We start from the raw sequence: 24,630 nt of genomic DNA on the forward strand, positions 1-24,630 counted from the left end.
TTAGCCGCGATAATACCGCTGCGGTACAAAGGGCATTTTTTCGACTGTCATGGGCAGTTTTTTGCCACGTACTTCCGCGTAGACCTCGGTACCGGGGGCAATAAACTCAGGGGGGAGATAACCCATTGCCACGGGCATGCCCTTGGTGGGGCCAAAGGTGCCGCTGGTGACCACGCCGATTTCATTATCGTTGGCATCAAACAACTTGCTGCCTTCACGCACAGGGGCTTTGCTTTGGCCCACAAGGCCAATGCGCTTGCGGCTGACCGCTTTGGTGGCGATTTGATCGAGGATTATCGCCTCACCGGGAAAGCCACCCGCACGCTCACCATCAGCACGACGCACTTTACTAATGGCCCAAATCAAGGTTGCTTCAACTGGCGTCGTGGTGGTGTCCAGATCGTGCCCATACAGGCAAAGGCCACACTCAAGGCGCAGTGAGTCACGCGCGCCGAGCCCTATCCATTCTACCTCGTCGTGAGCTAACAGTGCTTTGGCGAGTGATGCTGCATGTTCAGCCGGTACAGATATTTCAAACCCGTCTTCGCCAGTGTAACCGGAACGACTCACTACACACTCAATGCCATTGATCTCAACAGGTTGAATGTCCATGAACACCATGTCATTAACCTTCGGGTTGAATGTCGCCAGCACTTGCGCCGCCTTCGGGCCTTGAAGTGCCAGTAAGGCGCGATCCTCAAGCACCTCGACGGAGACATTCCCTTTCAAGTTATCGCGCAGGTGCTGAATGTCTTGTGCTTTGCATGCCGCGTTGACCACCAGAAAAAGGTGATCGCCGAGGTTGGCAATCATCAGATCATCCAAAATGCCGCCCTGCTCATTGGTGAACACGGCATAGCGCTGTTTTCCTTGGGGGAGATCCAACACATCGACTGGAACAAGCGCTTCCAATGCTTTGGCCGCATCCGCACCGTGAAGACGGATTTGCCCCATATGAGAAACATCAAACAACCCGGCATGCTCACGGCAATGAAGGTGCTCTTTGCGCACACCCAGCGGATACTGAACTGGCATGTCATAGCCAGCGAAAGGAACCATTTTTGCCCCCATATCAAGGTGCAGGCTGTGTAACGGGGTCGTTAGTAACTCTGCCATTATTCTCTCCATATTGTGCCTGCGGGCATCTTGCCCACGTTAAGCAATGCGTTTATGTGGTTGGTTAAGACGCCGTTACCCATAAGATCAGTGCATCGTCATCACTGACGGAAGCTAACATGTGTCCCATGGTGGCGTCGTAATATACGCTGTCACCCTCATTGAGCGTGATCGCTTCATAAAACTCAGAAAAAAATTGGATGCTGCCTTCAAGCACCAATAAAAACTCTTCACCGTCGTGTCGAATCCAGTCGCTATAATCCTCAAAAGCACGCGCCCTGACCCGTGACTTAAACGGCATCATCTTTTTATTGCTTAGCTGTGTTGCCAACAATTCATGCTCGTACGTGCCAGTGGGATGCGCTTTACCCTGTCCGGCAAACGTCACGTCTCGCCTTCCCGTTGCCTGCCGCTTTTTGGGTGGGGCAAACAATTGCGGGATATCAATGTCCAGCCCATGCGCAAGTTTTTGCATCGCTTGAAAAGTGGGAGATATCTGCTCATTCTCAATTTTGGACAAGGTTGAACGCGCCAAGCCTGTGCGCTGGCTGGCCTCTTCAAGTGTCAGCCCTAACCCGACCCGTACCGCTTTTAAGCGCGGGCCTAAGCGCAATGGCGCAATAGGTTCACGCGCTTCTCCCTCACGCAACGATCGTTCAACCTGCATCGACGGGTACACATCCTGTGTTGATTGGTCTGTTGTCACCAGCTTTTTACCTCTATCGGTTTGTCCCACTGTATTTGACGCTTTAACACTTTTAACAAAAAAGTTTCCTATCGGAAAATAGCAATACCATAAACGTGACCTCGCAAGCGAATTGGCAGCGGAACACGATATCCGATGCTGAGTGAGCGCAACACTCGCAATCTATAAAAAAACTTAAAAACAATGTATTAAAAACAAAAAAATGAAATGTATACGGTGAAGCCCACGGACTAAGAGTGGTGTTTTTACTGTCGCCTATTTGCAATTTACCCTAGTTTAAGATAAAAAGGCAAACGTTTGCGTTGCTTGGTTTGTGGACAACAAAGCAAGGTTTTGTCTCCATGATCACAACATAGGTTTCTTATTGGAAATTTATTTTGCGGAAAAGTGAACGCTTAGGTACGTTAACAAAATGTTTAAATCAACAGTAAGCGTGGAATCATCGCGGACCTGTTGAATGCAACGTGAAGCAATGTCGGCATCGTCGATGTCAGGACAACATAAATAATGACAACAACGTACCTTACTGATTTAGGAGACAGGCCATGAGTCACAGCATGTTTGACCTGTTTAAGATAGGCGTCGGGCCATCTAGCTCGCACACTGTCGGCCCGATGGTCGCCTGCGCACGCTTTACTCACTATGCGGTGCAAACACTGTCCATAACCGATATCGATAACGTCAGAGTCGACCTATATGGCTCGCTGGCGTTAACCGGTAAAGGCCATGCAACTGACGTGGCCTGTGTGATGGGGTTAATGGGCGAAATGCCTGCCACCATCGAGTCAGATGAAATCGATACCATGACCAAAATGGTCAAAAATGGTGGCGAGCTTCCTTTTGCAGGGCGCCACTATATTCGTTTTAGCTGGGGGGCAGATATTGCCTTTCACTATGAAAAGGTACTACCCGAGCACCCCAACGGCATGACGGTAAGTGCCTTTAACAAAGCAGGAGAGTGTCTTGCTCGCAAAACCTATTTCTCGGTGGGTGGTGGCTTTGTGGTGGAAGAAGGCGAAACCGATGCGCTGGCGACTGATTTCACGCCGCCGCATCCATTTGAAAGTGCGGCGGAGTTACTTGAGCAATGTACAAAAACGGGCATGACCATCAGTGAGCTGATGTTTACTAACGAAGTGGCACGCGCGCAATATCACGATAGTGGCGCCACGCGTGACACAGTTAATCAGGGACTTGATCAAATCTGGCAAGTGATGCGTGAGTGTATTGATCGCGGGATTAAACAAGGCGGCGTACTGCCAGGGGGGTTGAACATCAAGCGCCGAGCTAAAGGCATGTTCGAAGCGATTCACGATAAACAAGCTCATGGGTTACCGACAGACACCAATGATTGGGTCAACCTGTTTGCCATGGCGGTCAATGAAGAGAATGCCGCCGGTGGCCGAGTGGTCACCGCTCCAACCAATGGTGCGGCAGGCGTGATCCCTGCCGTGCTTGCGTATTACGACAAATTTGTGTCGCCCAATAACCCAGACGGGATCCGTACCTTTATGGCCACGTCCGCGGCTATCGGCTCTTTGTACAAGACCAATGCTTCTATTTCGGCAGCAGAAGTCGGTTGTCAGGGAGAAATTGGCGTGGCGTGCTCCATGGCAGCGGCAGGGTTAGCTGCGGCAATGGGCGCAAGCAATCAACAAATTGAAAACGCGGCAGAAATCGGGATGGAGCATAACCTAGGCCTTACTTGCGACCCGATTGATGGCCTGGTGCAAGTTCCCTGTATAGAACGCAATACCATGGGCGCCGTAAAAGCCATTAACGCTACCCGATTGGCAATGGGTGGCGACGGCGAACACCATGTCTCACTCGATAGCGTGATAAAAACCATGCACGAGACAGGGCTAGACATGATGAGCAAATACAAAGAAACCTCACAAGGTGGTCTCGCCACCAATGTGATCCCGATTAACGTCGTGGCCTGTTAGCCACCATCGCCAATAAGGAAAGCGCAATGAAACCGAGCTACCCAAATGTAGAATTGGAGCAGTTTTTCTCCACCAACTTATCGGAATCCGATGGTGCCGTAATGTCGGCCGTGCAGGCCGAGCACAAGCGTCAACAGCAGCAGATTGAGCTCATCGCCTCAGAAAACATCGTCTCGCAAGCAGTCATGCAAGCGCAAGGCACCTGCTTAACCAATAAATATGCCGAAGGCTACCCAGGACGCCGTTACTATGGCGGCTGCGAACACGTCGATGAAGTCGAAGCCATCGCCCAGGCCCGCGCAAAACAGCTGTTTAGCTGCGAGTATGTCAATGTGCAGCCGCACTCTGGCGCCCAGGCCAACGGCGCGGTGATGCTGGCGCTGCTACAACCTGGCGACACCATTTTAGGTATGTCGCTCGATGCCGGCGGCCACCTCACTCACGGCGCGCGCCCTGCACTATCCGGTAAATGGTTTAACGCCGTGCAGTATGGCGTGAGTCAAGACAACTTAGAAATTGATTACGATGAAGTCGCGGTTCTCGCTCGAGAGCATCAACCTAAGATGATCATCGCTGGCGGCAGCGCGATCCCTCGCCATATCGATTTCGCCCGTTTCCGCGCGATTGCAGATGAAGTAGGCGCGTACCTGATGGTTGATATGGCGCATATCGCTGGCTTGGTTGCCACTGGCGCCCATCCCTCGCCATTACCGCATGCGCATGTGGTCACTACCACTACCCACAAAACGCTGCGTGGCCCGCGCGGCGGCATGATCCTGACCAATCACGAAGACATTAACAAAAAAATCAATTCAGCGGTGTTCCCCGGCCTGCAAGGCGGTCCATTGATGCACGTGATTGCGGCCAAAGCCGTCGCATTTGGTGAGGCGCTAGAGCCTGAGTTTAAATTGTATATTGATCAAGTGGTTGCTAACGCCAAAGTCCTGGCCGAAGTACTACAAACACGTGGCTGCGATATCGTCACCGGTGGCACCGACACCCACTTGATGTTGGTTGATTTACGCCCCAAAGGCTTAAAGGGCAACCAAACTGAGCAGGCACTCGAGCGTGCTGGGATCACCTGTAACAAGAATGGCATCCCCTTTGATACCGAAAAACCAATGGTCACCTCCGGCATTCGCCTCGGCACCCCCGCTGGTACCAGCCGCGGTTTTGGTACCGAGGAATTCCGCCAAGTTGGTCAATGGATTGGGGACGTGCTCGATGCCTTAGTCGAGGCACCAGAGGGCAACGCCGAGGTTGAGGCACGCGTACGTAAAGAAGTGCAGCAGCTTTGTGCCCGTTTTCCGCTATATCGCCAGTGATAAGGGTCTGGAGTCACTCGCGGAATAACCGCGGCATCTTCTATCACGATTGCAATCAGCGCAAGTAAGACACAGGAGGCGGTGTAATCACCCAAACGCCGTCTCAATTTACATTGTAAATCGCTCAACGATTGAGCAGCTCGTATTAAAGCAGGAGAGTAACAAATGGACGCGACACTAAAGTTTTCTGAAAGCCATGAGTGGGTCAAAGACAACGGCGATGGCACTGTCACTATGGGGATCACCGATCATGCCCAAGGCCTGCTTGGCGATGTCGTGTTTGTCGATCTGCCTGAGGTGGGCGACAGTACTGAAAAAGGTGAAGGCTTTTCATTGGTGGAGTCGGTGAAAGCCGCGTCGGATATTTATGCCCCCGTAGATGGTGAAGTCATCGCCATTAATGAAGATCTGGAAGATAGCCCAGAACTGGTCAACGAAGAACCTTTTGAAGGTGGCTGGATTGCCAAGATTAAGCTGGCAGACGACACCAACTTGGATCATCTGATGGACGCGGACGCCTATACCGCCACAATCGACGACTAATTCAGGACGAATACCATGACGCAGACTCGTTTACTCGATAGCCTGGTGGCCGATAATGATTTTATCGCGCGCCACAATGGCCCTGATACCAATCAGCAAAATGCGATGCTAGCGGCGATCAACGCCACTAGCTTGGAGCACGTGATTGAAGAAACTGTCCCTGCTGACATCCGGTTACCACAGCCCCTTAACCTCAGCGCCCCCAAAAGCGAAACCCAGATGCTGGCCGAGCTTAGTGATATTGCCGCGCAGAATACCATTAAGCGCAGCCTGATCGGCCAAGGCTACTACCACACGCATACTCCACCGCCTATTTTGCGCAATGTGCTAGAAAACCCGGGTTGGTACACGGCTTATACCCCTTATCAGCCGGAAATCTCGCAAGGCCGATTAGAATCGTTGCTGAACTTCCAGCAAATGGTGATGGACTTGACAGGGATGGATTTGGCCAACGCATCGCTGCTCGACGAAGCCACCGCAGCCGCGGAAGCCATGACCCTGTGTAAGCGTGGCGGCAAGCACAAAGGCAACGCCTTTTTTGTTGCCAGCGATGTGCACCCACAAACCTTGGATGTGATTAAAACGCGCGCCAACTTCCTCGGCTATGACATCATTGTTGATGACACCGACACGCTGAATCAGTACGACGTATTTGGCGCCCTGCTCCAGTATCCTGGCACCACCGGTGAAGTACGCGATCTCAGCGCACTTATTGCAGACGCACAAAGCAAGAAGACACTGGTTGCGGTCGCCACCGATCTGCTTTCACTCACCTTACTTAAAGCGCCGGGTGAAATGGGCGCGGATGTGGTGATTGGCTCAGCACAACGCTTTGGTGTGCCAATGGGTTACGGTGGCCCACACGCCGCCTTTATGGCCACGCGTGACAAGCTCAAGCGCACCATGCCAGGCCGTGTGATTGGCGTATCGGTCGATAGCAAAGGCAACCAAGCCCTGCGCATGGCGATGCAAACGCGCGAGCAGCATATTCGCCGTGAAAAAGCGACCTCCAATATCTGTACCGCCCAAGCGTTGCTGGCCAACATGGCCGCTTTTTACGCGGTGTATCACGGCCCAGAAGGCTTGAAGAAAATTGCCCGCCGTGTGCATCATCTCACCGCGTTGTTCGCCAAATCGGTACAAGCGGCGGGCTTGAACCTTGCCCACGACAGCTTCTTTGATACCGTGACGCTTAATACGGGCGAGCAAACCGATGCCTTGTATCAACAAGCGCAAGATGCCGGCTTTAATCTGCGTAAACTGGATGGCCAACTCGGCGTGAGCTTTGATGAAGCGAGCACGCTGGCAGAAGTCAATCAATTGCTTACCGCGCTTACCGGTCAAGGCAATGCAGATACCGTAGCGAGCGACATTGAAGCCGATGAATTTGCCGCGATCCCTGCCGCATGCCGCCGCAGCAGTGCATACCTGACGCACCCCGTCTTTAACCGCTATCACAGTGAAACCAAGCTGATGCGCTATATGAAGGCGTTGGAAAACAAAGACTTCTCTCTCACCCACGGTATGATCCCGCTGGGCAGCTGTACCATGAAGCTAAACGCCGCGGCCGAGATGATCCCCGTCACCTGGCCAGAATTTGGCGCCCTGCACCCGTTTGTGCCATTGGAGCAAGCCAAAGGCTATCAAACACTGGGCAAATCACTGCGTGACATGCTGTGTGAAATCACCGGCTACGACGAGATCTCCATGCAGCCCAACTCAGGCGCACAAGGGGAGTATGCGGGCTTGATCGCGATTCAGCGCTACCATGAAAGCCGTGGTGACAGTCACCGCAACGTGTGCTTGATCCCAAGCTCCGCGCACGGCACCAATCCTGCCTCCGCGGCCATGGTCTCAATGAAAGTGGTGGTAGTTGGCTGTGATGACGACGGCAACATCGACATTGATGATCTGAAAGCCAAGATCGATAAACACCGCGATGCGCTCTCATGCATTATGATCACCTACCCATCGACACATGGTGTGTACGAAGAAACCGTGCAGCAAGTGTGCGAGCTGGTGCACGAAGCAGGTGGCCAAGTTTACTTGGATGGCGCCAACATGAATGCGCAAGTGGGGCTGACCACGCCGGGCTACATTGGCTCAGACGTCTCGCATCTCAACCTGCATAAAACCTTCTGTATTCCCCACGGTGGTGGCGGCCCGGGCATGGGGCCGATTGGCGTGAAATCGCACCTTGCGCCTTTCCTTCCCGGTCATGTCGAGCAAGGCGACGAATTTGCCGTCTCGGCTGCACCAATGGGTAGCGCCTCGATTCTTCCTATTTCATGGGCGTACATCGCCATGATGGGTGAACAAGGCCTGACGCGCGCGACCGAGTTGGCAATTCTCAGTGCCAACTATGTGATGGAGCGTTTGCGTCCCTACTACTCCGTGCTGTATCGCGGCAAAAACGGACGCATTGCGCACGAATGTATTATCGACATTCGTCCGCTCAAAGAGGCATCCGGCATCAGCGAAGAAGACATCGCCAAACGCTTGATGGATTATGGCTTCCATGCACCGACCATGTCGTTCCCGGTCGCGGGTACGCTGATGGTTGAACCGACCGAAAGTGAAAGCCAAGAAGAGTTAGATCGCTTTTGTGATGCCATGATTGCTATCCGCGAGGAAATTGCCAAGGTGCAAGACGGTGAGTGGACGCTGGAAGACAACCCATTGGTCAATGCACCCCACACCCAAGCGGATCTGATGGCTGACGAGTGGTCTCACGCCTATTCACGTGAGCTGGCTTGCTTCCCATCTGCCCATAACAAGGCAAGCAAATACTGGCCATCGGTCAACCGTGTCGATAACGTCTACGGTGACCGTAACCTGATTTGCTCTTGCCCTAGCATTGAAAGTTATATGGATGAGTAATCCATTCCGTTAACGGAAACAATGATGTTAAAGGCGAGCCGCTCGGTTCGCCTTTTTATTGCTCCATGTGTCCACCGTTGCGGTTCAACAGCCTGTAGTGACAGCCTCAAACAATGCCGCGCTTCGCAACACTCCCCCAGCGAAATTTTCTCACGCCTTACCACTTGCTGGCTAAACTTAACGCAATGCACCATTTCACTGAGAGTAAGCTTTGCTGAGTTTATATCGACGCCCTGTTGTACGCGTGCTGTTGGTAGTACTGCTGTTGGGAGTGACAGGAGTGGTTCATGCTGCTACGTCAACCGTGCGCTTAGTCACGTTGGAATACCCGCCCTACATTCAAACCTCGGATGGCGCACTGGATGGTGTGGCGGTGCGGATGGTCAGTCGAACCTTCGCCAAGCTGGGCTATGACGTCGAGATTGAAGTGCTGCCATGGGCGCGAGCACTCTACCAAGTCCGAACCGGCTTAGCGGATGGTATATTCACCATTTTCAAAACGTCGGAGCGCGAAGCCTTTCTCGATTACTCTCAGCAGGTTTTATTCCGGCAAGGGATCCGCTTTGTTCATCGCCCCGATGTCAGTGTCTCTGAAAATGCTATTCAGTCATTCAATTTTGGCGCTTACTCGGTCTGCGTGATCAATCAAGTCAGTTACGGCAGCCGAATGGATGCTGCCTTGGCGCAAAATCAATTCGCTCAGGTTTTCCGCCTGACTCGCGCACCACAGTGCCTTCGGATGTTAGAGAGCGGCCGAGCCCGTTTGTGGCTCAGCAACCATTTTGGTGCACGCGCACTGATTAGTCAGCTAAATATGAAGGGGATTGTTGAAATCAACCCCCATCCTATTGAAGACACCCCCAGTTACATTGCCTTTTCTAAAGTGCAAGGGCTATCAGCTCTGCGCGACCAATTTGATCACGCGTTAGCAGACATGAAAGCCACCGGAGAGTATCAAGCGATCATTGATGACTTTTTTAATGATTAACCGCTGACATTCCCGCAGAAGGTTTTAAAAGCGACTGACAAACGCTTGACAGATTGTTCTCCTAACATCGCTACATTCTGTGCCATCTGAAAAAGCAGCATTAAGGCACACTATGAAACCTATCGCTCTCGGTCTCCTACTTGCACTGGGTCTCACGACTCAAGCGGTGGCGAAAGAAAAAACCAATATCTCGGCGGGTCTTGCCGTCGACCAACAACTGAGCGCAGTCCTAGAAGTCGACGATCAATACCGTTTTACCCTCGGCAATGGCGGCACTGCATTTGATTACCTTTTTCAACACGGCACTTTTGATAATCCCGATATCCCGGTTGATTGGTATGTAGGCGCCGGTGGCTGGGCCGAGTGGGATGACGACTATGGTGTGCGTTTGCCCATTGGACTCGATTGGGCCATCAACAAACAGATCAGTGCTTATGGCCAAGTGCACCCAGAGGTCAATTTCCACGGCGGCCCAGAATTGCAACTTGGTGGCGCACTAGGCGTAACCTACTCATTCTAGTTAGTGTAGGCTCTGCCCATAGGTTTTATTGGGCACCTGTTTATCTCGAGCACCCACTTTGAGCCGCTAAGCAGCAGTCGCTTATCATCCAAGCCCACCCTTTCACCGTAATGAAGCATGTCAGTTATCAACAAAGGACACGACATGCTCTCATTTTTAAAGCCGAATCCGGTTAAAAAGCTTAAAAAACAGTACGAAGCTAAGCAGCAACAAGCCTTTCAGGCGCAGCGCAACGGCGACATCCGCGGCTATTCACTGCTCACCGAAGAAGCGGAAAAGATTGACCAACAAATCAAAGAATTGGAAAACAACGCTTAGCCATTTGAGACATGGCTAAACTGCCGTTTTACCAAGCGCTGGTACAACGGGCAGCGTGCCAGCAAGTCGGTATGGCTGCCCACATCAATAAGCTTACCTTGATCCATGACGACAATGCGGTCAGCATGCTGAATGGTCGATAAGCGGTGAGCGATAATCAAGGTCGTGCGGTCCCGCATTAAAGCCGCCAAGCCTTGCTGTACCGCATGCTCACTTTCACTATCAAGGGCACTGGTCGCTTCATCGAGCAATAAGATCCGTGGGTCTTTAAGAATTGCGCGGGCAATCGCAATTCGCTGCCGTTGGCCGCCCGAAAGCCGCACGCCTCGCTCACCTAAAAAGCTGTGATAACCATCCGGTAATTGCTGAATAAAAGCATCAGCGTGCGCTTGAACCGCCGCCTCTTTCACCGCTTGCTCACTGGCATCTGGCCTGCCATAGCGGATGTTGCCTATCACATCATCGCTAAACAGCGCGGGTTGTTGTGGCACCAGAGCCATTTGTTGGCGCAACGCTTGCGGGGACAAGCTGCGAATATCTTGTCCGCCCAGCATAATCGCACCTGATTGCGGATCGTAGAAGCGTTGCAGTAACTCAAATACGGTGGTTTTCCCCGCCCCCGACGGCCCCACTAAAGCGACGACTTCGCCGGGCTGAATAGCAAGGTTTAGTGCATCAATCGCCGGTTGATGGGGCCGCGTGGGATAATGAAAATGCACCGCGTCAAAGCGAAGATCATTGCTCAATGATTGGGCATCGGCAATCGGTGAGGTAGAAGGAGTGCGAATATGGCTTTGCACATGCAAAAGCTCCACCAAGCGCTCCGTCGCGCCTGCCGCGCGTTGCAACTCCCCCATCACTTCCGACAAGGTAGCCATCGAAGAGGCAACCATGATGGCGAAAAATACAAACGCACCCAGATCCCCTGCCGACATAGTGCCTTGAATCACATCGCGACCGCCGACCCATAACATGCCAGTAATGGCACTGAACACAATCACGATCACGCCGGAAATAAGAATGGCTCGTTGTTTCACGCGCTCGCGTCCGATCTGATAAGCACGCTCCACCTCTTGCCCAAATGCGGCTTTGGCGTGATCTTCTACTGCGAAGCTTTGCACGGTTTTAATATTGGTGATGGCTTCACCGGCATAGCTGCCTACATCCGCCATCGAATCTTGGCTTTGCCGCGACAACGCCCGCACACGACGGCCATAGATAAGTATTGGCACCAAAATAAAAGGCACGGAGGCCAGCACAATCAAGGTCAGTTTAATATTGGTGGCAAACAGCATGATGATGGCGCCCACACACATCAGTGCACTGCGCATTGCCATGGAGAAGGAGGAACCGATAATATTTTGCAGCAAGCTGGTATCTGTGGTGATCCGCGACATGATTTCGCCACTACCGTGGGTTTCAAAATAGCTCGGATGTAGGCCAATCACATGATCAAACACCGCTTGGCGAATATCGGCACTGACCCGCTCACCCACTGACGACACCAGATAGAAGCGGAAGAAGGTGCCGATCGCGATTAATACCGTGATCAGCAAAATAAACTGTACCGCGTTCCCCAGCTCAACCAGTGATTGCTGGGCAAAGCCTTGGTCGATCAAAAGCCGAACGCCATGTCCAACCGACAGCGTTAGTGATGCAGTAAACACTAAGGCAAGCAACGCGGCACTCACTTGCCAGCGATAAGGACGAATAAACGCAATCAGCTCCCACAAAACGGTCAGATTTTTACTGTTGCGACTTGAGGCAGATGGCGTCGAGGCGGTGTGTGTTGAAGCGGAATTGGCCATAAGCTCTTCTTAGTGCGGTCCTTGCACATTTAGGGGCGGGTAAGCAGGATCATTAACTCGCGATTGTCGTTGATAAGCGCATCGATGGTGCATGTATCCAACTCCTCTAAAAAGGCTTGCTTGGCTTTCGCTAAGCGATCTTTTAATCGGCACGCTGGAGTGATATGACAAAACTCAACCGAGCAATTGACGAGTTCCAAGGGTTCAAGATCGCGTACGACTTGCCCCACCGTGATCGCGGTCGGCGCTTGCAGTAGACGAATCCCCCCGTTCTTTCCGCGCACCGTTTGAATATATCCCAACTGCCCTAAACGGTTGATGACTTTCACCATATGATTGCGCGACACACCAAACAAGCGCGTCACCTCGGTAATGTTGGTGAGCTCACCTTCTGGCAAAGAAGCCAGAAAAATCAACGTGCGAAGTCCGTAATCTGTAAAGCTGGTTAGTTGCATGTGTGCCTCTTTCTGCTCCGCCGAATTGTAAGTCTTCACTCAGTGAAAACAAAGCAATCGTCACTGTTATCATCGTCTTCGAGCCTCACTTTTTCTAAGAAAAGTTAACTAAAAACCGTTTAAAAAAGTCGACCACATTCAACTAGACAGCCAAGACTAGTCTACTATGCATTAAGGAGAGGTGTAACGTGTTGGTTTAGGGGAAGAGAATGACATCAATATTCAAAGGCTCCACATTTTACAAATATTTGATTTCATTTGTTATTTTTGGGGTTCTTATCGTAGCACTCACGAATGCGCTCAACTACTACCATCTCAACCACATATCAAAAGGGATCATAAAAGACCAAATCGACTTTCAATTTGATCGAGTTGAAAACGCAACGCGCACGCTGATTGGCTCTGCTGAACTCACCGTGGTGAACGCGGCACAAAGTGACTTTATTGATAGCTACCTGACAACCAAATCTCCAGACGCAAAAGAAAACCTTCAGCGCTATTTGCTCGGCTTGGCGCGCGCTAACGCAGGTATCTTTCAACTGCGGCTACTTGACGTGAATGGCAATGAGGTCATCGACGTCTATAAGCCCAACAGCGCAAACAGCGCAAACAGCGCAAACAGCGCCTATCGAATAGAGAAACCAGAGCAATTGCAAGACAAGTCGGACAGCCGTTATTTCGCTGAGCTACAAACACTTTCTGACGACACTACCTATTATTCCAGTATCAATCTCAACAAAGAGTTTGGTGAAATTGAACGCCCTCTTCGTCCCACCTTACGCATTGCTCGCCCTGTGATATCACCAGTCACGGGAAACCGTGCCGGTTATATGATTGCTAATATGAACGCCTCATACCTGCTCGGTATCTTGGTGAATAGCGATAAACTAGATATTACTATTACAGATAAGGATGGTTTTATCCTTAAATCGACTAACAGCGAATATGACTTCAGTCGCTATCTTAATAAATCACCCACAGTGCAAACAGAAATCGCATTATTGAGAGAACAGCTTTTATACAGCGATGGTTCTGTCTTCCAATATGATCTGGATAACCTAATTAAAAATGACAGTGGCTTAGTGCTGTACGCGCGTGCATCGCAAAATTTCATTAGTCGACTTACCGCCGAGGCCCTAGAAGGCGCGGTTCAATCGATCATCGCGATTCTATTATTGGCTTTTCCCGTCGCTTTTTTAATTGCAAAGTCTCTGTCAAAAACAGCCAATGCTTTGCAAGAAAACATAGAAGAGAACAAGAAGTACAGCAGCATTATCGATCAATACATCCCTATTTTAGAAACCAACAAAGAGGGCATCATTATTGGCTGTAATGATGCAATGTCCGTGCTTTCTGGTTATAGACGCCGAGATGTCATTGGTGCGCCCGCTTCTATTTTTCAGCATGATGCATGCGTACCCGCCGACTTCACCCAGTTGTGGACGAATTTAAAAAACGGGATCAGTTGGAAAGGTGAGTTTCACAATAAAACCGCACAAGGTGAAGAGTTTTGGCTACAAACCCATATTATGCCCAATAAAAACGACGCCGGCAAAGTGATTGGTTATATTGGTATCGGCGCTGATATTACCGATAAAAAACTGTTGGAGCGTCGCTCTGAAGTCGACAGTATGACGGGGCTGTTTAATCGTTTAAAAGGCAACCATATTTTAGAACAACAGCTCGATAATGCCTCGTACACGGGCAAGTCGTTTGGTGTGATTATTCTCGATGTCGATCACTTTAAACAAGTGAATGATACCTATGGCCACCTTGAAGGTGATCTGGTCTTAAAAGACGTTGCCAACATTCTAAAGTACAACGTGAGAAGTACAGATTATGTCGTTCGCTGGGGCGGCGAAGAATTTTTAGTGATTTGCCCCAATCTTGACTTAGCAACGTGCGTAAAAGTGGCAGAGAAGTTGCGCGTGCAAGTTGAAAGCTTCCCGTTTGAAGGCCAAGCAACCGGTATAACAGTCAGTGCCGGCGTCGCGGTGTTTACGGGCGCCTCCACCATCAACGCATTACTGGCTAACGCGGACAGCTGTTTGTATCAAGCGAAAGAGCAAGGCCGTAATCGCGTGGTTTCCGCACTATCAAAATACACCGCTGAAACCCATACATCAGCAAGTGATATGCAAAAAAGCTCATAGAAATTCCTCATCTTTAGCCTAGCAGGACTCAACGATTGAGTTCTGCAAGGTTATAATTAACATACTGCTTAACAAACACTTTTTTGTTCTCTGTTTTCTCTTCGCATTTTTCTTAGCCATTTTACATTGACCTAAACATGCATTTTAGATAAAACTTAAAACATGCATTAAATATACATGTTTATAGAGACACTGATGTTAAGCCAACAAACCATTGATATTGTTAAATCAACTGCCCCTGTGCTCGCCGAAACTGGCCCCAAGCTGACAACCCACTTTTACCAAAGACTGTTCCACCATCACCCCGAGTTAAAGGACATTTTTAACCTCCGCCACCAGCAAAATGGCGATCAACGGGAAGCACTGTTTAACGCGATTTGTGCCTATGCACAGAACATCGACAACTTGCCTGCTTTATTGGGTGCGGTAGAAAAGATTGCTCACAAACATACCAGCTTGCTGGTCCAAGCTGAGCACTATCCGATTGTCGGTCAGCATTTATTGGCCACCATTGATGAGCTACTTTCGCCGGGACAAGCCGTGCTTGATGCGTGGGCTGAGGCCTATCAAGTGCTCGCGGATGTATTTATCGCCAAAGAGCAGCAGCTTTATGATGATAGCCACGCCCAACTCGGTGGTTGGCAAGGGCAGCGAGCATTCACGTTGATTGAAAAACGCCCCGAGAGTGAACAGGTCACCAGTTTTGTGTTTGCCCCTCAAGACGGTGAGCCCGTCGCGCCTTTTACAGCTGGGCAATACATTGGCATTGTCGTGAATCATACCGGCTTTGAACATCAAGAAATTCGCCAATACAGTCTGTCACATGCGCCTAACGGCCAGCATTATCAGATCTCGGTAAAACGGGAGCCACAAGGTCAGGTCTCCAATTACTTACATGATGAGTTGGCCGTTGGAGGCACCGTGATGCTCACGCCACCGGCAGGCGATCTTAAACTGAATGTGGATCAAGATGCACCCGTGGTATTAATTTCTGGCGGGGTGGGCGTAACGCCAATGTTGGCGATGCTGGAAAGCCTGACCGAACATGACGCGCCCGTCACTTGGCTGCATGCTACCGAGAACGGCAAACTGCATGCTTTCAATCATTCTGTCCGCACCCTCGCGCGTCAGCACGCGCATATTCAGACGCACATTTGGTATAACCAACCTCAACCCACGGATACGCTTGGACAAGACTTTGATCATACCGGATGGATGGATCTCACTGCGGTAAGCAATACGTTCAGTCCAGCTGCAGTACAGGTGTATCTCTGCGGCCCAGTTAGCTTTATGCGCCATATTCAAGCGCAACTTCGCGAGTTTGGCGTTCCTGACGAACAATTCCATTATGAGTGCTTTGGGCCACACAAAACCTTGTAGCTTTCATTTTCTATTTTTGGGCGACTAACCCCAAGTTCATTAGGGTGTAGTTGAAATTATACAAAACAGTCAATAGACTCATCAGACCAAGTTTTTGGCATCGCTCTGTCTAATATTCTCACATTCGAGAAAGAAGACGGGGAAGAAACGCCGAATGCCAACATTTTTAATCATAAGGATTACCATGAAAAAACTAATTGCAATCGCTGCTCTTGCAACTCTTCCTCTATCAGGCGCTGCAATGGCAGACTCTGATATCGGTTGTGGTCTGGGTACAATGGTATTTGATGGCCAACAAGGCAAAGTTTACAAAGTTCTCGGCGCCACCACTAACGGTACTTCAGGTAACCAAACCTTTGGTATTACCTTTGGTACATTGGGCTGTGACGGTACTGGCACCATTGATTCACAGCAGAAACTGGCTATGTTCATCGACGGCAATATGGACAACCTAGCTCGTGATATCGCACGTGGTGAAGGTGAAACCTTAGCAACGCTTTCTGAAGTGTGGGGCATCAAAGATGCAGATAAAGCAGCATTTAACGACGTTGCTAAGCAAAACTTTGCGTCTATCGTGACCTCAGAGCAAGTAACTTCACAGGAAGTACTGACCAACCTAAACACAGTTTTTGCTCAAAATGAGCAGCTTGCAGCGTATAAAATCTAAGTGATGAAACGCTGATAATATCCTCTCCAGCTTGGTCAGGATAGAGTACGAAAGTGCCCTACTCGGGCACTTTCATGTTTTCATATATAACTCGTTGTACTGATATGAGACTTCTCAACGCTTTCGCCTCTCTATCTTCCTCTATTAGTCTCATTATTCTCTGTTTGTTTAGCGCGCCTACTTATGCCGAGAAAAGTGACTTTGACATTCCACATTTAGCGAAGCACTCGTATTGGCTTAAACTTGGCCACTATTTACCCCAAACCTTTTCTGGTTATGAGAGTACGATCGATTCTCAAACCTTCTTCCTTTCTCCTCACGGAAAGACGGAGCCAAAACAAGAGCTCACGGCGACCATTGACGCGCTTTATCATGCCGACACGGCTGTTGCACAGGCTACACGGTGCCGTTATCCAGCACGATATACGTGGCTCGAGTCTCAAGCAGGGCGTACTGCCACACTCGATTGCCCCGAACTTGAGCGCTGGAAAAAGGTGCTTGACCCCGAGGCCATGACGTTAGTGTTCCCGACAGCATTTATGAATAACCCGTCATCCATGTTCGGCCACACCCTACTACGAATTGATGCTAAGGATCAGACCCGCAACAAAGAATTAGTCGCCTTCGCCGTCAACTTTGCTGCCGAACCAAGCGAAAACGATAACGCTGCTTTGTATGCCGCAAAAGGCTTGTTTGGCGCCTATCCGGGACAGTTTACCGTCATGCCTTATTACCGTAAGGTCCGAGAGTACAATGACATTGAGTCTCGCGATATTTGGGAGTATGCCCTCAAGCTCTCCGAACAAGAGGTTAACCGGGTACTCCTGCACTTATGGGAAATGCAACGCGCAACCTTCGATTACTACTTTCTCGATGAAAACTGCTCATACCAACTGCTCGCCTTGCTACAGCTGGCTCGCGAAGAGTTGCAACTAGTCAATGATTTCCCTTTTCAAGCGATTCCTTCAGATACGGTTAAAACGCTCGCCAATAATGATTTGATTGAAACGCCCAACTTCCGCGCATCGTTTGGCACCCGGTTGTTAAATATGTCGCAGCAAACGTCTCCAATCGTGTTTGAAGCAGCACAAAAAGCAAAAAAAGGCGATTTTCCCGACCACCAGCAATATAGTGCGGACCAGCTGGCGGCTATTTACGAATTTGCGTACGAATGGCTCAACTTCGATTTCTATGATCAAGGGCTTCCTCGAGACCCTTATGCACAGCGTCTTACTCAGCTACTCGCACTCAGGAGCCAAGTCAGCGCCGTCTCTCCATTTGAACCCGTCGCTAATACCAGTGTCGCACCGGATAAAGGACACGGATCTGCACGCGTTGGAATTGGCGCAAGGGCATCGAGGTATCGTCCAGAGGCGTTAACACTCGAATGGCGCGCGGCTTATCATGATTTATTGGATCCTCAAGATGGCTTTGTCCCTGGCGCGCAAATCAGTTTTGTCGATGTGGCAGTGAGCCATGATGAAGACGGCGAGACACAATTGGATAAGCTCTATCTGATCGATGCCATGACAATCGCCCCCAAAAAGCCGGTTTTTTCTAGCCTGTCGTGGAATATCCGCGCGGGTTTTGATCGTCTACCCACTGCGCGAGAGCCGTCCAGTCGTTGGTTCGCGCAAGGCGGTATAGGTCAGTCTTGGGGCGAGGCCGATGGTCTCCATGCTTACGCTCTGTGGTCCACGGCACTCTCGCATGGCGATGCCAGTGATGACCAACTAAATCTTTCAACAGGGATTGAATCTGGCTTGCTTTGGCAGCTTGCTGATGACCACCGCCTCGGTTTACAAGCCCAATATCTTCCCCTGCTTAATCGTGATTCACTATCACATTCACAAGTGGATATGACATGGAACTGGCGTGTGACTTCAGATTGGTCCATCCGCAGTAAAGCACGCTATCAGCATTGGGACAGCGAAGAGATCAGTGGCCATATTACTAGCTACTTTTACTTCTAGCTTCATCGCTTACCGTTTTCTCCATGATCATTCAGCTTTTTAGAACAAGATGCTCAATATTACGCCGTGTTCGCACGGCGTTTTTGTTTCTACACTGCAGCTATTGTTCAGCGTCACCGCTGTTCAACATCGAATCAGTGAGGAGAAACATTATGATTACCGTCCGTCATGCCAGCGATCGCGGTCAAGCCAACTTTGGCTGGCTACAAAGCCGCCATACTTTTTCATTTGGTAGCTATTACGATCCCCATCACATGGGTTTCTCTGCACTGCGCGTGATCAATGATGATATCGTCTCGCCCGCCGCAGGCTTTGATACCCACGGACACCGTGACATGGAAATCATCAGCCTGGTGCTGGAAGGGGAAATCGAGCACAAAGACAGCCAAGGCAACCGACAAACCCTACCCGCTGGCGAGTTCCAGCTGATGTCGGCGGGGCGCGGTATCTATCATAGCGAGTATAATGCCTCATCAACCCAAGCCTTGCGCTTTCTGCAAATTTGGATTGAGCCCAATGAGCAAGGCGGGGAGCCGGGTTATCAGCAAAAAGATTTTGGCAAGCAGGCTGGCTTTACCGTTATCGCGACCCCGACTGGGGAAGATGGCACCTTACACATCAAACAAGATGCGCGCTTGCTACAGCTGATCCTACCGCCCAGTGAATCGGTTACCTTGCCATTGGAGACAGGACGCCATGCCTATGTGCATCAGGTCGCGGGCACACTCGACGTTGAAACGACATCTCTGGCCCCCGGCGATGGCGCAAAAATTGAAGAGATCCATCATATAACCTTCCGCAATAAGGGCAACGAAACCAGCCAAGCACTGGTATTTGATCTCCCCTAACGCACTGATTCACCAACCAGCCGCCCTGGCCTGCCGGCCTATTTGCGCCGCAGGCCTCATTCTGTGTACACTGCGCCCTTTCTTCATGCATGAGAGGTTGAATGCTCACTCTATCGAATAAGGTGGCGATTCCCGACAATGAAATTGAGCTCACGGCCATCCGCGCCGCAGGGAAAGGCGGGCAAAACGTCAACAAAGTATCGAGCGCCATTCATCTACGCTTTGATATCCAAGCCTCGTCACTGCCTGATGCGTACAAAGCCAGATTAATGGCTCTGTCTGATTCGCGCATCTCCAAAGAGGGTGTCGTGGTAATAAAAGCGCAAAACTATCGCACTCAAGAGCTAAACCGAGAAGATGCGCTAGAGCGCTTACAAGCGTTAATCAAAAGCGCGATGGTAGAGCAGAAAAAACGTAAACCCACCAAGCCTACCAAGGCCTCACAGCGACGCCGCGTGGATGCGAAAAAACGTAAGAGCCAAACCAAAGCCCTACGTGGCAAGGTGGCGCCTTAACCGTTTCACGCCACCACTTTATTCCGACCACCTGCTTTAGCCGCATACAAATTCGCATCCGCTTGGCGATTAATATCTTGAGCACATTTTGATGCCTCGCTTTGCGTGACCCCGATACTGACCGTGACTGGAATGGCGCGCTGCTGGTACACAATGGGCGTTTGCTCAATTCCCTCACGGATTCGCTCGGCCACCGCCAGTGCATCTCGGTGAGAAATGTCTTCTAAAAGAATACAAAACTCCTCTCCCCCTTGCCGGAATACATTGTCACTCCCCGCGACCTCAACCATGGTGTTCACCACCGATTGCAACACGACATCGCCGCCATCGTGGCCATATTCATCATTAACCGCTTTAAAATGATCAATATCCAGCACCAAAAGATGAAACTCGGCCTGCTGATCTTGTAATGTTTTATAGCGATGCTTCAACGCGAGGCGGTTATTAGCTCCAGTTAGCGGATCACACGTAGCCAATTTACTCAGTTTGTTTTCCGCCAGTACGCGATTAATTTCATAGGCATGCGAGACAACAGCAATGGTGACGTAACAAAACGAAAAGTTAAGCATCATGGTTATCATGTCGAAATACTGCTCAGTATCAAACTGAAAAGCGATATTAACCATTTGGATGAGAAATAAAGATACAGTGGCCAAAAACCCCGCTTTGTGACCTAACAGTAGGTAATAAATAATGGGGAAAATTAACGTCCAGAAGAACACGCCAGTGTCCGTGGGCTTCAAAAGCGTTCCCGCAATCACCAACAATGTCAAGCTGGCCGACATGATGTATTTGTGGCCATTAAAAATGGTCGTTTTAGCGGTTTGTCGATATACGTGCCAAGAGTAAAGCGCGTACAGCATCACAAATGACGCATAGATATAGCTTTGACTAACAAGAATATTACCGATCGCCACCAAGACCGCTAAACCACCGACTCCAAGGCTTAATCCTTTAAGCACTTTGAGGCGCAACTCAGAACTGCTGTTGAGTTCACTCGCTTCCATTGTTCATTCTCGTATAGGTCAATCTTTTAACATCAGCTATCATAGCCTGGATTGATTAACATGTTAATAACAAAGGCATCAATGGTATGTGCACACGCATCTTTAACAACCTTAATCCACAGTATCCTATCACTGCGCGCAATATGGACTGGTTTTGGCCGATTAATACCTATTTCTATCGTTTCCCAAAAGGTATGAAAAGTCGAGGATTGAGCGTGAAGTCTGCAAGCCAGCTCGGTATTAGTAAGCAGCAGGTACTACAATGGCGCTCGGAATACGCTAGCCTGGTCACCATTATGGGTGGCGACAAGAAAAGTTATGCCGCAGTAGATGGCCTCAACGAAGCCGGATTAGCCGTGAATGGGCTAAGTGCGAGACGGCGTTTTTCAACTCTATGAAAGCCATGACGATACCGTTGTCACCAACCAACCCGATTATAAAACACAACAAACGCTGAAGGCTTACTGGACTTATACGTGGGGACTTGACCCCAACAACCCTATTGCTCACCCGGTTTATTCGGCACCCGGTGGCAACAGTGCTACGCAACGCTTTGAGCGAGCCAGCTATTACTTAACCTTTAGTCAGCCTGCGAAAAACCGGCGTGAAGCGGTTTATCAAGCACGTTCGCTCGTGGCTACATGCTCCGTTCCTGTCAATTTTAACCCTTATCACACGGAGAAAGCGCCTTACACCATTTGGACCAATGTGGCTGATCATCGTCATCATGTTTATTACCTTGCCAACACCTTGACCATGGATAGCGTATGGATACACTTTTCACCGGACCATCAAGACTGTCAGCGACTGCAACTCCAAAAAGAAAAATCGACAAAGTCCGTCTGCCCGGTTCAATCGGGTGATGTAAGTCGCTACCTCACCAGGTGTGAGAACCCATTTGTCTAAAGCAAATAGGGAAAAAATGTCTCAAGATATCGCCTCGCGGCTTTATTCTCCCTACAATTCTTCTTCGCGGAATGGTGACAGCGCGTAAGCATCTCGCCTTGCTGGGCGATCACGGAAATAAATACGTCGCCCCCTCGTCAGCGCGTGACACCTGCTGACGCGCCGCTACAAACAAATCACGTCCCCACGTTTGGGTCGCTTGGGGCGGTTCTGCCACAGGGCGCAGGGATAAATCAGCATGACACGTTAATACGCCAGCATTGGCATCCAATGTGATCAGATCGCCATCTTTAATAGCGGCCAGCACACCGCCATGCATGGCTTCGGGACAGACGTGCAAAGCGGCAGGGACCTTGCCCGATGCGCCCGACAACCGACCATCTGTCACCAGTGCAACCTGGTAACCCATTTTTTGCACATTGCCAAGAATAGGCATGAGCTTATGCAGCTCTGGCATGCCATTCGCAGCGGGGCCATTGAAACGCACCACCACAACCACATCTTGGGTAAGCTCACCCCGTTGATAGGCCTGCTCGACCTCGTGCTGACAATCAAACACCCGAGCAGGCGCACAAACCACGCGATGTGCAGGATCCACCGCGGAGACTTTGATCACCGCGTTGCCCACATTGCCAGACAGCATGCGTAATCCACTGGTTGAGCTGAAATGCGAGCCGGGAGCCGCGATCACCGCTGTGTCGTTTGATGGTGTGGCGGCCTCCCAAACAAGCTGCCCCTGATCTAATCGTGGTGTGGTCAGCTGGTCGCTAAACTGGCCGACAGCAGGCAAGGTATCGGCATGCAATAATCCAAGCGCATGTAAGTGCGTCATCAGTGTGGGGACGCCTCCGGCCGCTTCAAAAGCGTTAATATCAGCCGGGCCGTTAGGATACATTCGAGTCAGTAAGGGAACCACATGGGATAACGCATCAATATCTTCCCACGTTAGGATAATCCCTGCTGCCCGCGCCATGGCTACCAAATGGATGGTATGGTTGGTACTGCCGCCTGAAGCCAACAACGCGACCACACCATTAATAACGCTTTTTTCCGTCACCACATCGGCGAGTGGTCGGAATGTCGCACTGCCTGCGCACTGGGATGCTAACGCTGTCGCAGCATAGCAAGTCAACGCTTGGCGCAACGCCGAGTTCGGTGCGACAAACGCGGCGCCGGGGAGAATTAACCCCATAGCTTCAAGCACCAGTTGATTGGTGTTGGCCGTGCCGTAGAAGGTGCAGGTCCCTTGGCTGTGATAAGCCTGACATTCCATGGCTAATAATGCCTCCTTACCGACGTCACCGGCTGCATATGCTTGGCGTACCGCCACTTTTTCCTCGTTGGTTGTGCCCGTGGACATCGGCCCAGAGGGCACAAATAACGTCGGTAAGTGTGCATAGGCAAGCGCACCCATTAGTTGCCCCGGCGCAATTTTATCGCATACGCCAAGCAACAGTGTGGCATCGTACACATTATGACTTAACGATATCGCAGTTGCCTGAGCAATCACATCACGTGAAAACAACGACATCTCCATCCCTGGCTGGCCTTGCGTCACCCCATCACACATCGCAGGCACACAGCCTGCCACTTGCGCCGTGTGGCCCAATGGCTGCAAGGCGGCTTTGATCTGATCAGGGTAGTAAGCATAAGGTGCGTGAGCGCTAAGCATATCGTTATAGGCACTGATAATCGCCACATTGGCAGTGGTCATATCCAGCATCTGCTGTTTGTCTTGCTGGCACGATGCGGCAACCGCATGCGCGATGTTGCCACAAGACAGGCTTGCACGCGTCTTACCTGTCTCGGCTTGTCGCTGGGTTTGGCGTAAAAATGCGGAGCGCGCAGATTCGCTGCGTTGGCGTAGTTCGTTAGTCACCGCCTCAACTTTAGGATGCATCATCAAGCTACCTCTTGGTTACCAGTAATGAGACACGCGGCGTACTTTGTTAAGGATTCGATGTCTCGATTGATATCAACAGAAATCACGTCTGATTCAATACCCGTCGGTTTTTCTAAAGCAGCAAATTGACTGTCAAGCATTTCGGTTCTCATGAAGTGGCCTTTACGCGCTCGCAAACGTTCAAGAATTAACTCATAGCTACCATCGAGAAACAGAAAAATGACGCTCTTATTCCCCTCTCGAAGCCTATCCCGGTATTGACGCCGAAGCGCAGAGCAAACGATGACACCGAATTCATTTTTTTGCTCCAAACTAAACGCGACATCACGGATCCTCTCAAGCCAAGGCGCCCGGTCTTTATCGTTGAGAGGTTGTCCTAATGCCATTTTCTCGATATTTGCGCGAGGGTGTAAGTCATCACCATCGATAAACTTGGCCCCCAAATGCTGTGCTAACTTCGCGCCTAGGGTGCTTTTTCCACAACCACTCACGCCCATCACAATCACACTACCCATTGCCATACCGACTCCTTAGCGAGATTTTAACTAGATCTCATTTTTGGTCATGCATTCAATAATTGTCTTTATCTTAGTGTGGTTACCGGTAACATGTTACCGGTAACTTTTAACTTTGTGACGTTTAACACAAAACATCTTGGTATGAAGAGGTGAGC

General features: G+C 50.4%; 22 protein-coding genes. 15 read left to right on the top strand and 7 right to left on the bottom strand.

Going from position 1 to position 24,630, the window contains the following annotated elements:
• Complete coding sequence (gene gcvT / locus N8M53_RS13600; RefSeq protein ID WP_269580402.1) at positions 1–1,116, bottom strand: glycine cleavage system aminomethyltransferase GcvT; 1,116 nt, start codon at positions 1,114–1,116, stop codon at positions 1–3.
• 64 nt (positions 1,117–1,180) lie between these two features.
• Positions 1,181–1,783, bottom strand: coding sequence for a helix-turn-helix domain-containing protein (locus N8M53_RS13605; RefSeq protein WP_269580527.1), 603 nt, complete (start codon positions 1,781–1,783; stop codon positions 1,181–1,183).
• A gap of 584 nt (positions 1,784–2,367) precedes the next feature.
• Here N8M53_RS13605 and N8M53_RS13610 point away from each other — a divergent pair.
• The 7 genes from N8M53_RS13610 (at position 2,368) to N8M53_RS13640 (ending at position 10,342) form a co-directional block, all read left to right on the top strand.
• Positions 2,368–3,768, top strand: a complete 1,401-nt coding sequence (locus N8M53_RS13610; RefSeq protein WP_269580403.1) for an L-serine ammonia-lyase — start codon at positions 2,368–2,370, stop codon at positions 3,766–3,768.
• Positions 3,769–3,794: 26 nt separating this feature from the next.
• Positions 3,795–5,093 carry a serine hydroxymethyltransferase gene (locus N8M53_RS13615; RefSeq protein ID WP_269580404.1) on the top strand — a complete coding sequence of 433 codons (1,299 nt, stop codon included), beginning with the start codon at positions 3,795–3,797 and terminating at the stop codon, positions 5,091–5,093.
• 165 nt (positions 5,094–5,258) lie between these two features.
• Positions 5,259–5,636, top strand: coding sequence for a glycine cleavage system protein GcvH (gcvH, locus tag N8M53_RS13620; protein WP_269580405.1), 378 nt, complete (start codon positions 5,259–5,261; stop codon positions 5,634–5,636).
• A gap of 15 nt (positions 5,637–5,651) precedes the next feature.
• Entirely contained in the window at positions 5,652–8,516 is a 2,865-nt protein-coding gene (gene gcvP / locus N8M53_RS13625; RefSeq protein WP_269580406.1) for an aminomethyl-transferring glycine dehydrogenase, read from the top strand.
• 280 nt (positions 8,517–8,796) lie between these two features.
• Positions 8,797–9,504, top strand: a complete 708-nt coding sequence (locus N8M53_RS13630) for a substrate-binding periplasmic protein (RefSeq protein WP_269580407.1) — start codon at positions 8,797–8,799, stop codon at positions 9,502–9,504.
• 112 nt (positions 9,505–9,616) lie between these two features.
• Positions 9,617–10,024 carry a hypothetical protein gene (locus tag N8M53_RS13635; protein ID WP_269580408.1) on the top strand — a complete coding sequence of 136 codons (408 nt, stop codon included), beginning with the start codon at positions 9,617–9,619 and terminating at the stop codon, positions 10,022–10,024.
• A 144-nt stretch (positions 10,025–10,168) separates the two neighbouring features.
• A complete protein-coding gene (locus N8M53_RS13640; protein ID WP_106406577.1) occupies positions 10,169–10,342 on the top strand; it encodes a DUF6435 family protein in 174 nt (57 codons plus the stop codon).
• Here N8M53_RS13640 and N8M53_RS13645 read toward each other — a convergent pair.
• Together N8M53_RS13645 and nsrR are read right to left on the bottom strand one after the other, a co-directional pair.
• Positions 10,339–12,150: an ABC transporter transmembrane domain-containing protein gene (locus tag N8M53_RS13645; RefSeq protein ID WP_269580409.1), complete on the bottom strand. Its 1,812-nt coding sequence runs from the start codon at positions 12,148–12,150 to the stop codon at positions 10,339–10,341. The two genes, N8M53_RS13640 and N8M53_RS13645, sit on opposite strands and share 4 nt — an antisense overlap.
• A 29-nt stretch (positions 12,151–12,179) precedes the next feature.
• The gene (gene nsrR / locus N8M53_RS13650) at positions 12,180–12,605 is read right to left on the bottom strand and encodes a nitric oxide-sensing transcriptional repressor NsrR (protein WP_269580410.1); all 426 of its coding nucleotides are present in this window, start codon (positions 12,603–12,605) and stop codon (positions 12,180–12,182) included.
• 209 nt (positions 12,606–12,814) lie between these two features.
• Here nsrR and N8M53_RS13655 point away from each other — a divergent pair, with 209 nt between their 5' ends.
• From N8M53_RS13655 to arfB, 6 genes are all read left to right on the top strand, one after another.
• Positions 12,815–14,758, top strand: coding sequence for a sensor domain-containing diguanylate cyclase (locus tag N8M53_RS13655; RefSeq protein ID WP_269580411.1), 1,944 nt, complete (start codon positions 12,815–12,817; stop codon positions 14,756–14,758).
• A 195-nt stretch (positions 14,759–14,953) separates the two neighbouring features.
• The gene (gene hmpA, locus N8M53_RS13660) at positions 14,954–16,138 is read left to right on the top strand and encodes an NO-inducible flavohemoprotein (RefSeq protein WP_269580412.1); all 1,185 of its coding nucleotides are present in this window, start codon (positions 14,954–14,956) and stop codon (positions 16,136–16,138) included.
• A 184-nt stretch (positions 16,139–16,322) separates the two neighbouring features.
• Entirely contained in the window at positions 16,323–16,805 is a 483-nt protein-coding gene (locus N8M53_RS13665) for a DUF3015 domain-containing protein (RefSeq protein ID WP_269580413.1), read from the top strand.
• 104 nt (positions 16,806–16,909) lie between these two features.
• Positions 16,910–18,778: a DUF4105 domain-containing protein gene (locus N8M53_RS13670; protein WP_269580414.1), complete on the top strand. Its 1,869-nt coding sequence runs from the start codon at positions 16,910–16,912 to the stop codon at positions 18,776–18,778.
• A 152-nt stretch (positions 18,779–18,930) separates the two neighbouring features.
• On the top strand, positions 18,931–19,626 hold the full coding sequence (locus N8M53_RS13675) for a pirin family protein (protein WP_269580415.1): 696 nt from the start codon (positions 18,931–18,933) through the stop codon (positions 19,624–19,626).
• A gap of 101 nt (positions 19,627–19,727) precedes the next feature.
• Positions 19,728–20,141, top strand: a complete 414-nt coding sequence (gene arfB, locus N8M53_RS13680) for an alternative ribosome rescue aminoacyl-tRNA hydrolase ArfB (protein ID WP_269580416.1) — start codon at positions 19,728–19,730, stop codon at positions 20,139–20,141.
• A gap of 5 nt (positions 20,142–20,146) precedes the next feature.
• Here the strand turns inward: arfB and N8M53_RS13685 are convergent, their stop codons facing one another.
• Positions 20,147–21,148, bottom strand: a complete 1,002-nt coding sequence (locus N8M53_RS13685) for a GGDEF domain-containing protein (protein ID WP_269580417.1) — start codon at positions 21,146–21,148, stop codon at positions 20,147–20,149.
• An 86-nt stretch (positions 21,149–21,234) separates the two neighbouring features.
• On the opposite strand from N8M53_RS13685, the gene N8M53_RS13690 reads away from it, so the two are divergent.
• A complete protein-coding gene (locus tag N8M53_RS13690) occupies positions 21,235–21,546 on the top strand; it encodes a linear amide C-N hydrolase (RefSeq protein WP_269580418.1) in 312 nt (103 codons plus the stop codon).
• Positions 21,518–22,054, top strand: coding sequence for a linear amide C-N hydrolase (locus N8M53_RS13695; RefSeq protein ID WP_269580419.1), 537 nt, complete (start codon positions 21,518–21,520; stop codon positions 22,052–22,054). The genes N8M53_RS13690 and N8M53_RS13695 overlap by 29 nt, the downstream gene beginning before the upstream one ends.
• 109 nt (positions 22,055–22,163) lie before the next feature.
• On the opposite strand, the gene edd is transcribed toward N8M53_RS13695, so the two are convergent.
• Both edd and N8M53_RS13705 read right to left on the bottom strand, forming a co-directional pair.
• Entirely contained in the window at positions 22,164–23,957 is a 1,794-nt protein-coding gene (gene edd, locus N8M53_RS13700; protein WP_269580420.1) for a phosphogluconate dehydratase, read from the bottom strand.
• Positions 23,957–24,478: a gluconokinase gene (locus tag N8M53_RS13705; protein WP_269580421.1), complete on the bottom strand. Its 522-nt coding sequence runs from the start codon at positions 24,476–24,478 to the stop codon at positions 23,957–23,959. The genes edd and N8M53_RS13705 overlap by 1 nt, the downstream gene beginning before the upstream one ends.
• Positions 24,479–24,630: the final 152 nt, after the last annotated feature.

Source organism: Salinivibrio kushneri (genome assembly GCF_027286325.1).
Taxonomy (GTDB): domain Bacteria; phylum Pseudomonadota; class Gammaproteobacteria; order Enterobacterales; family Vibrionaceae; genus Salinivibrio; species Salinivibrio kushneri_A.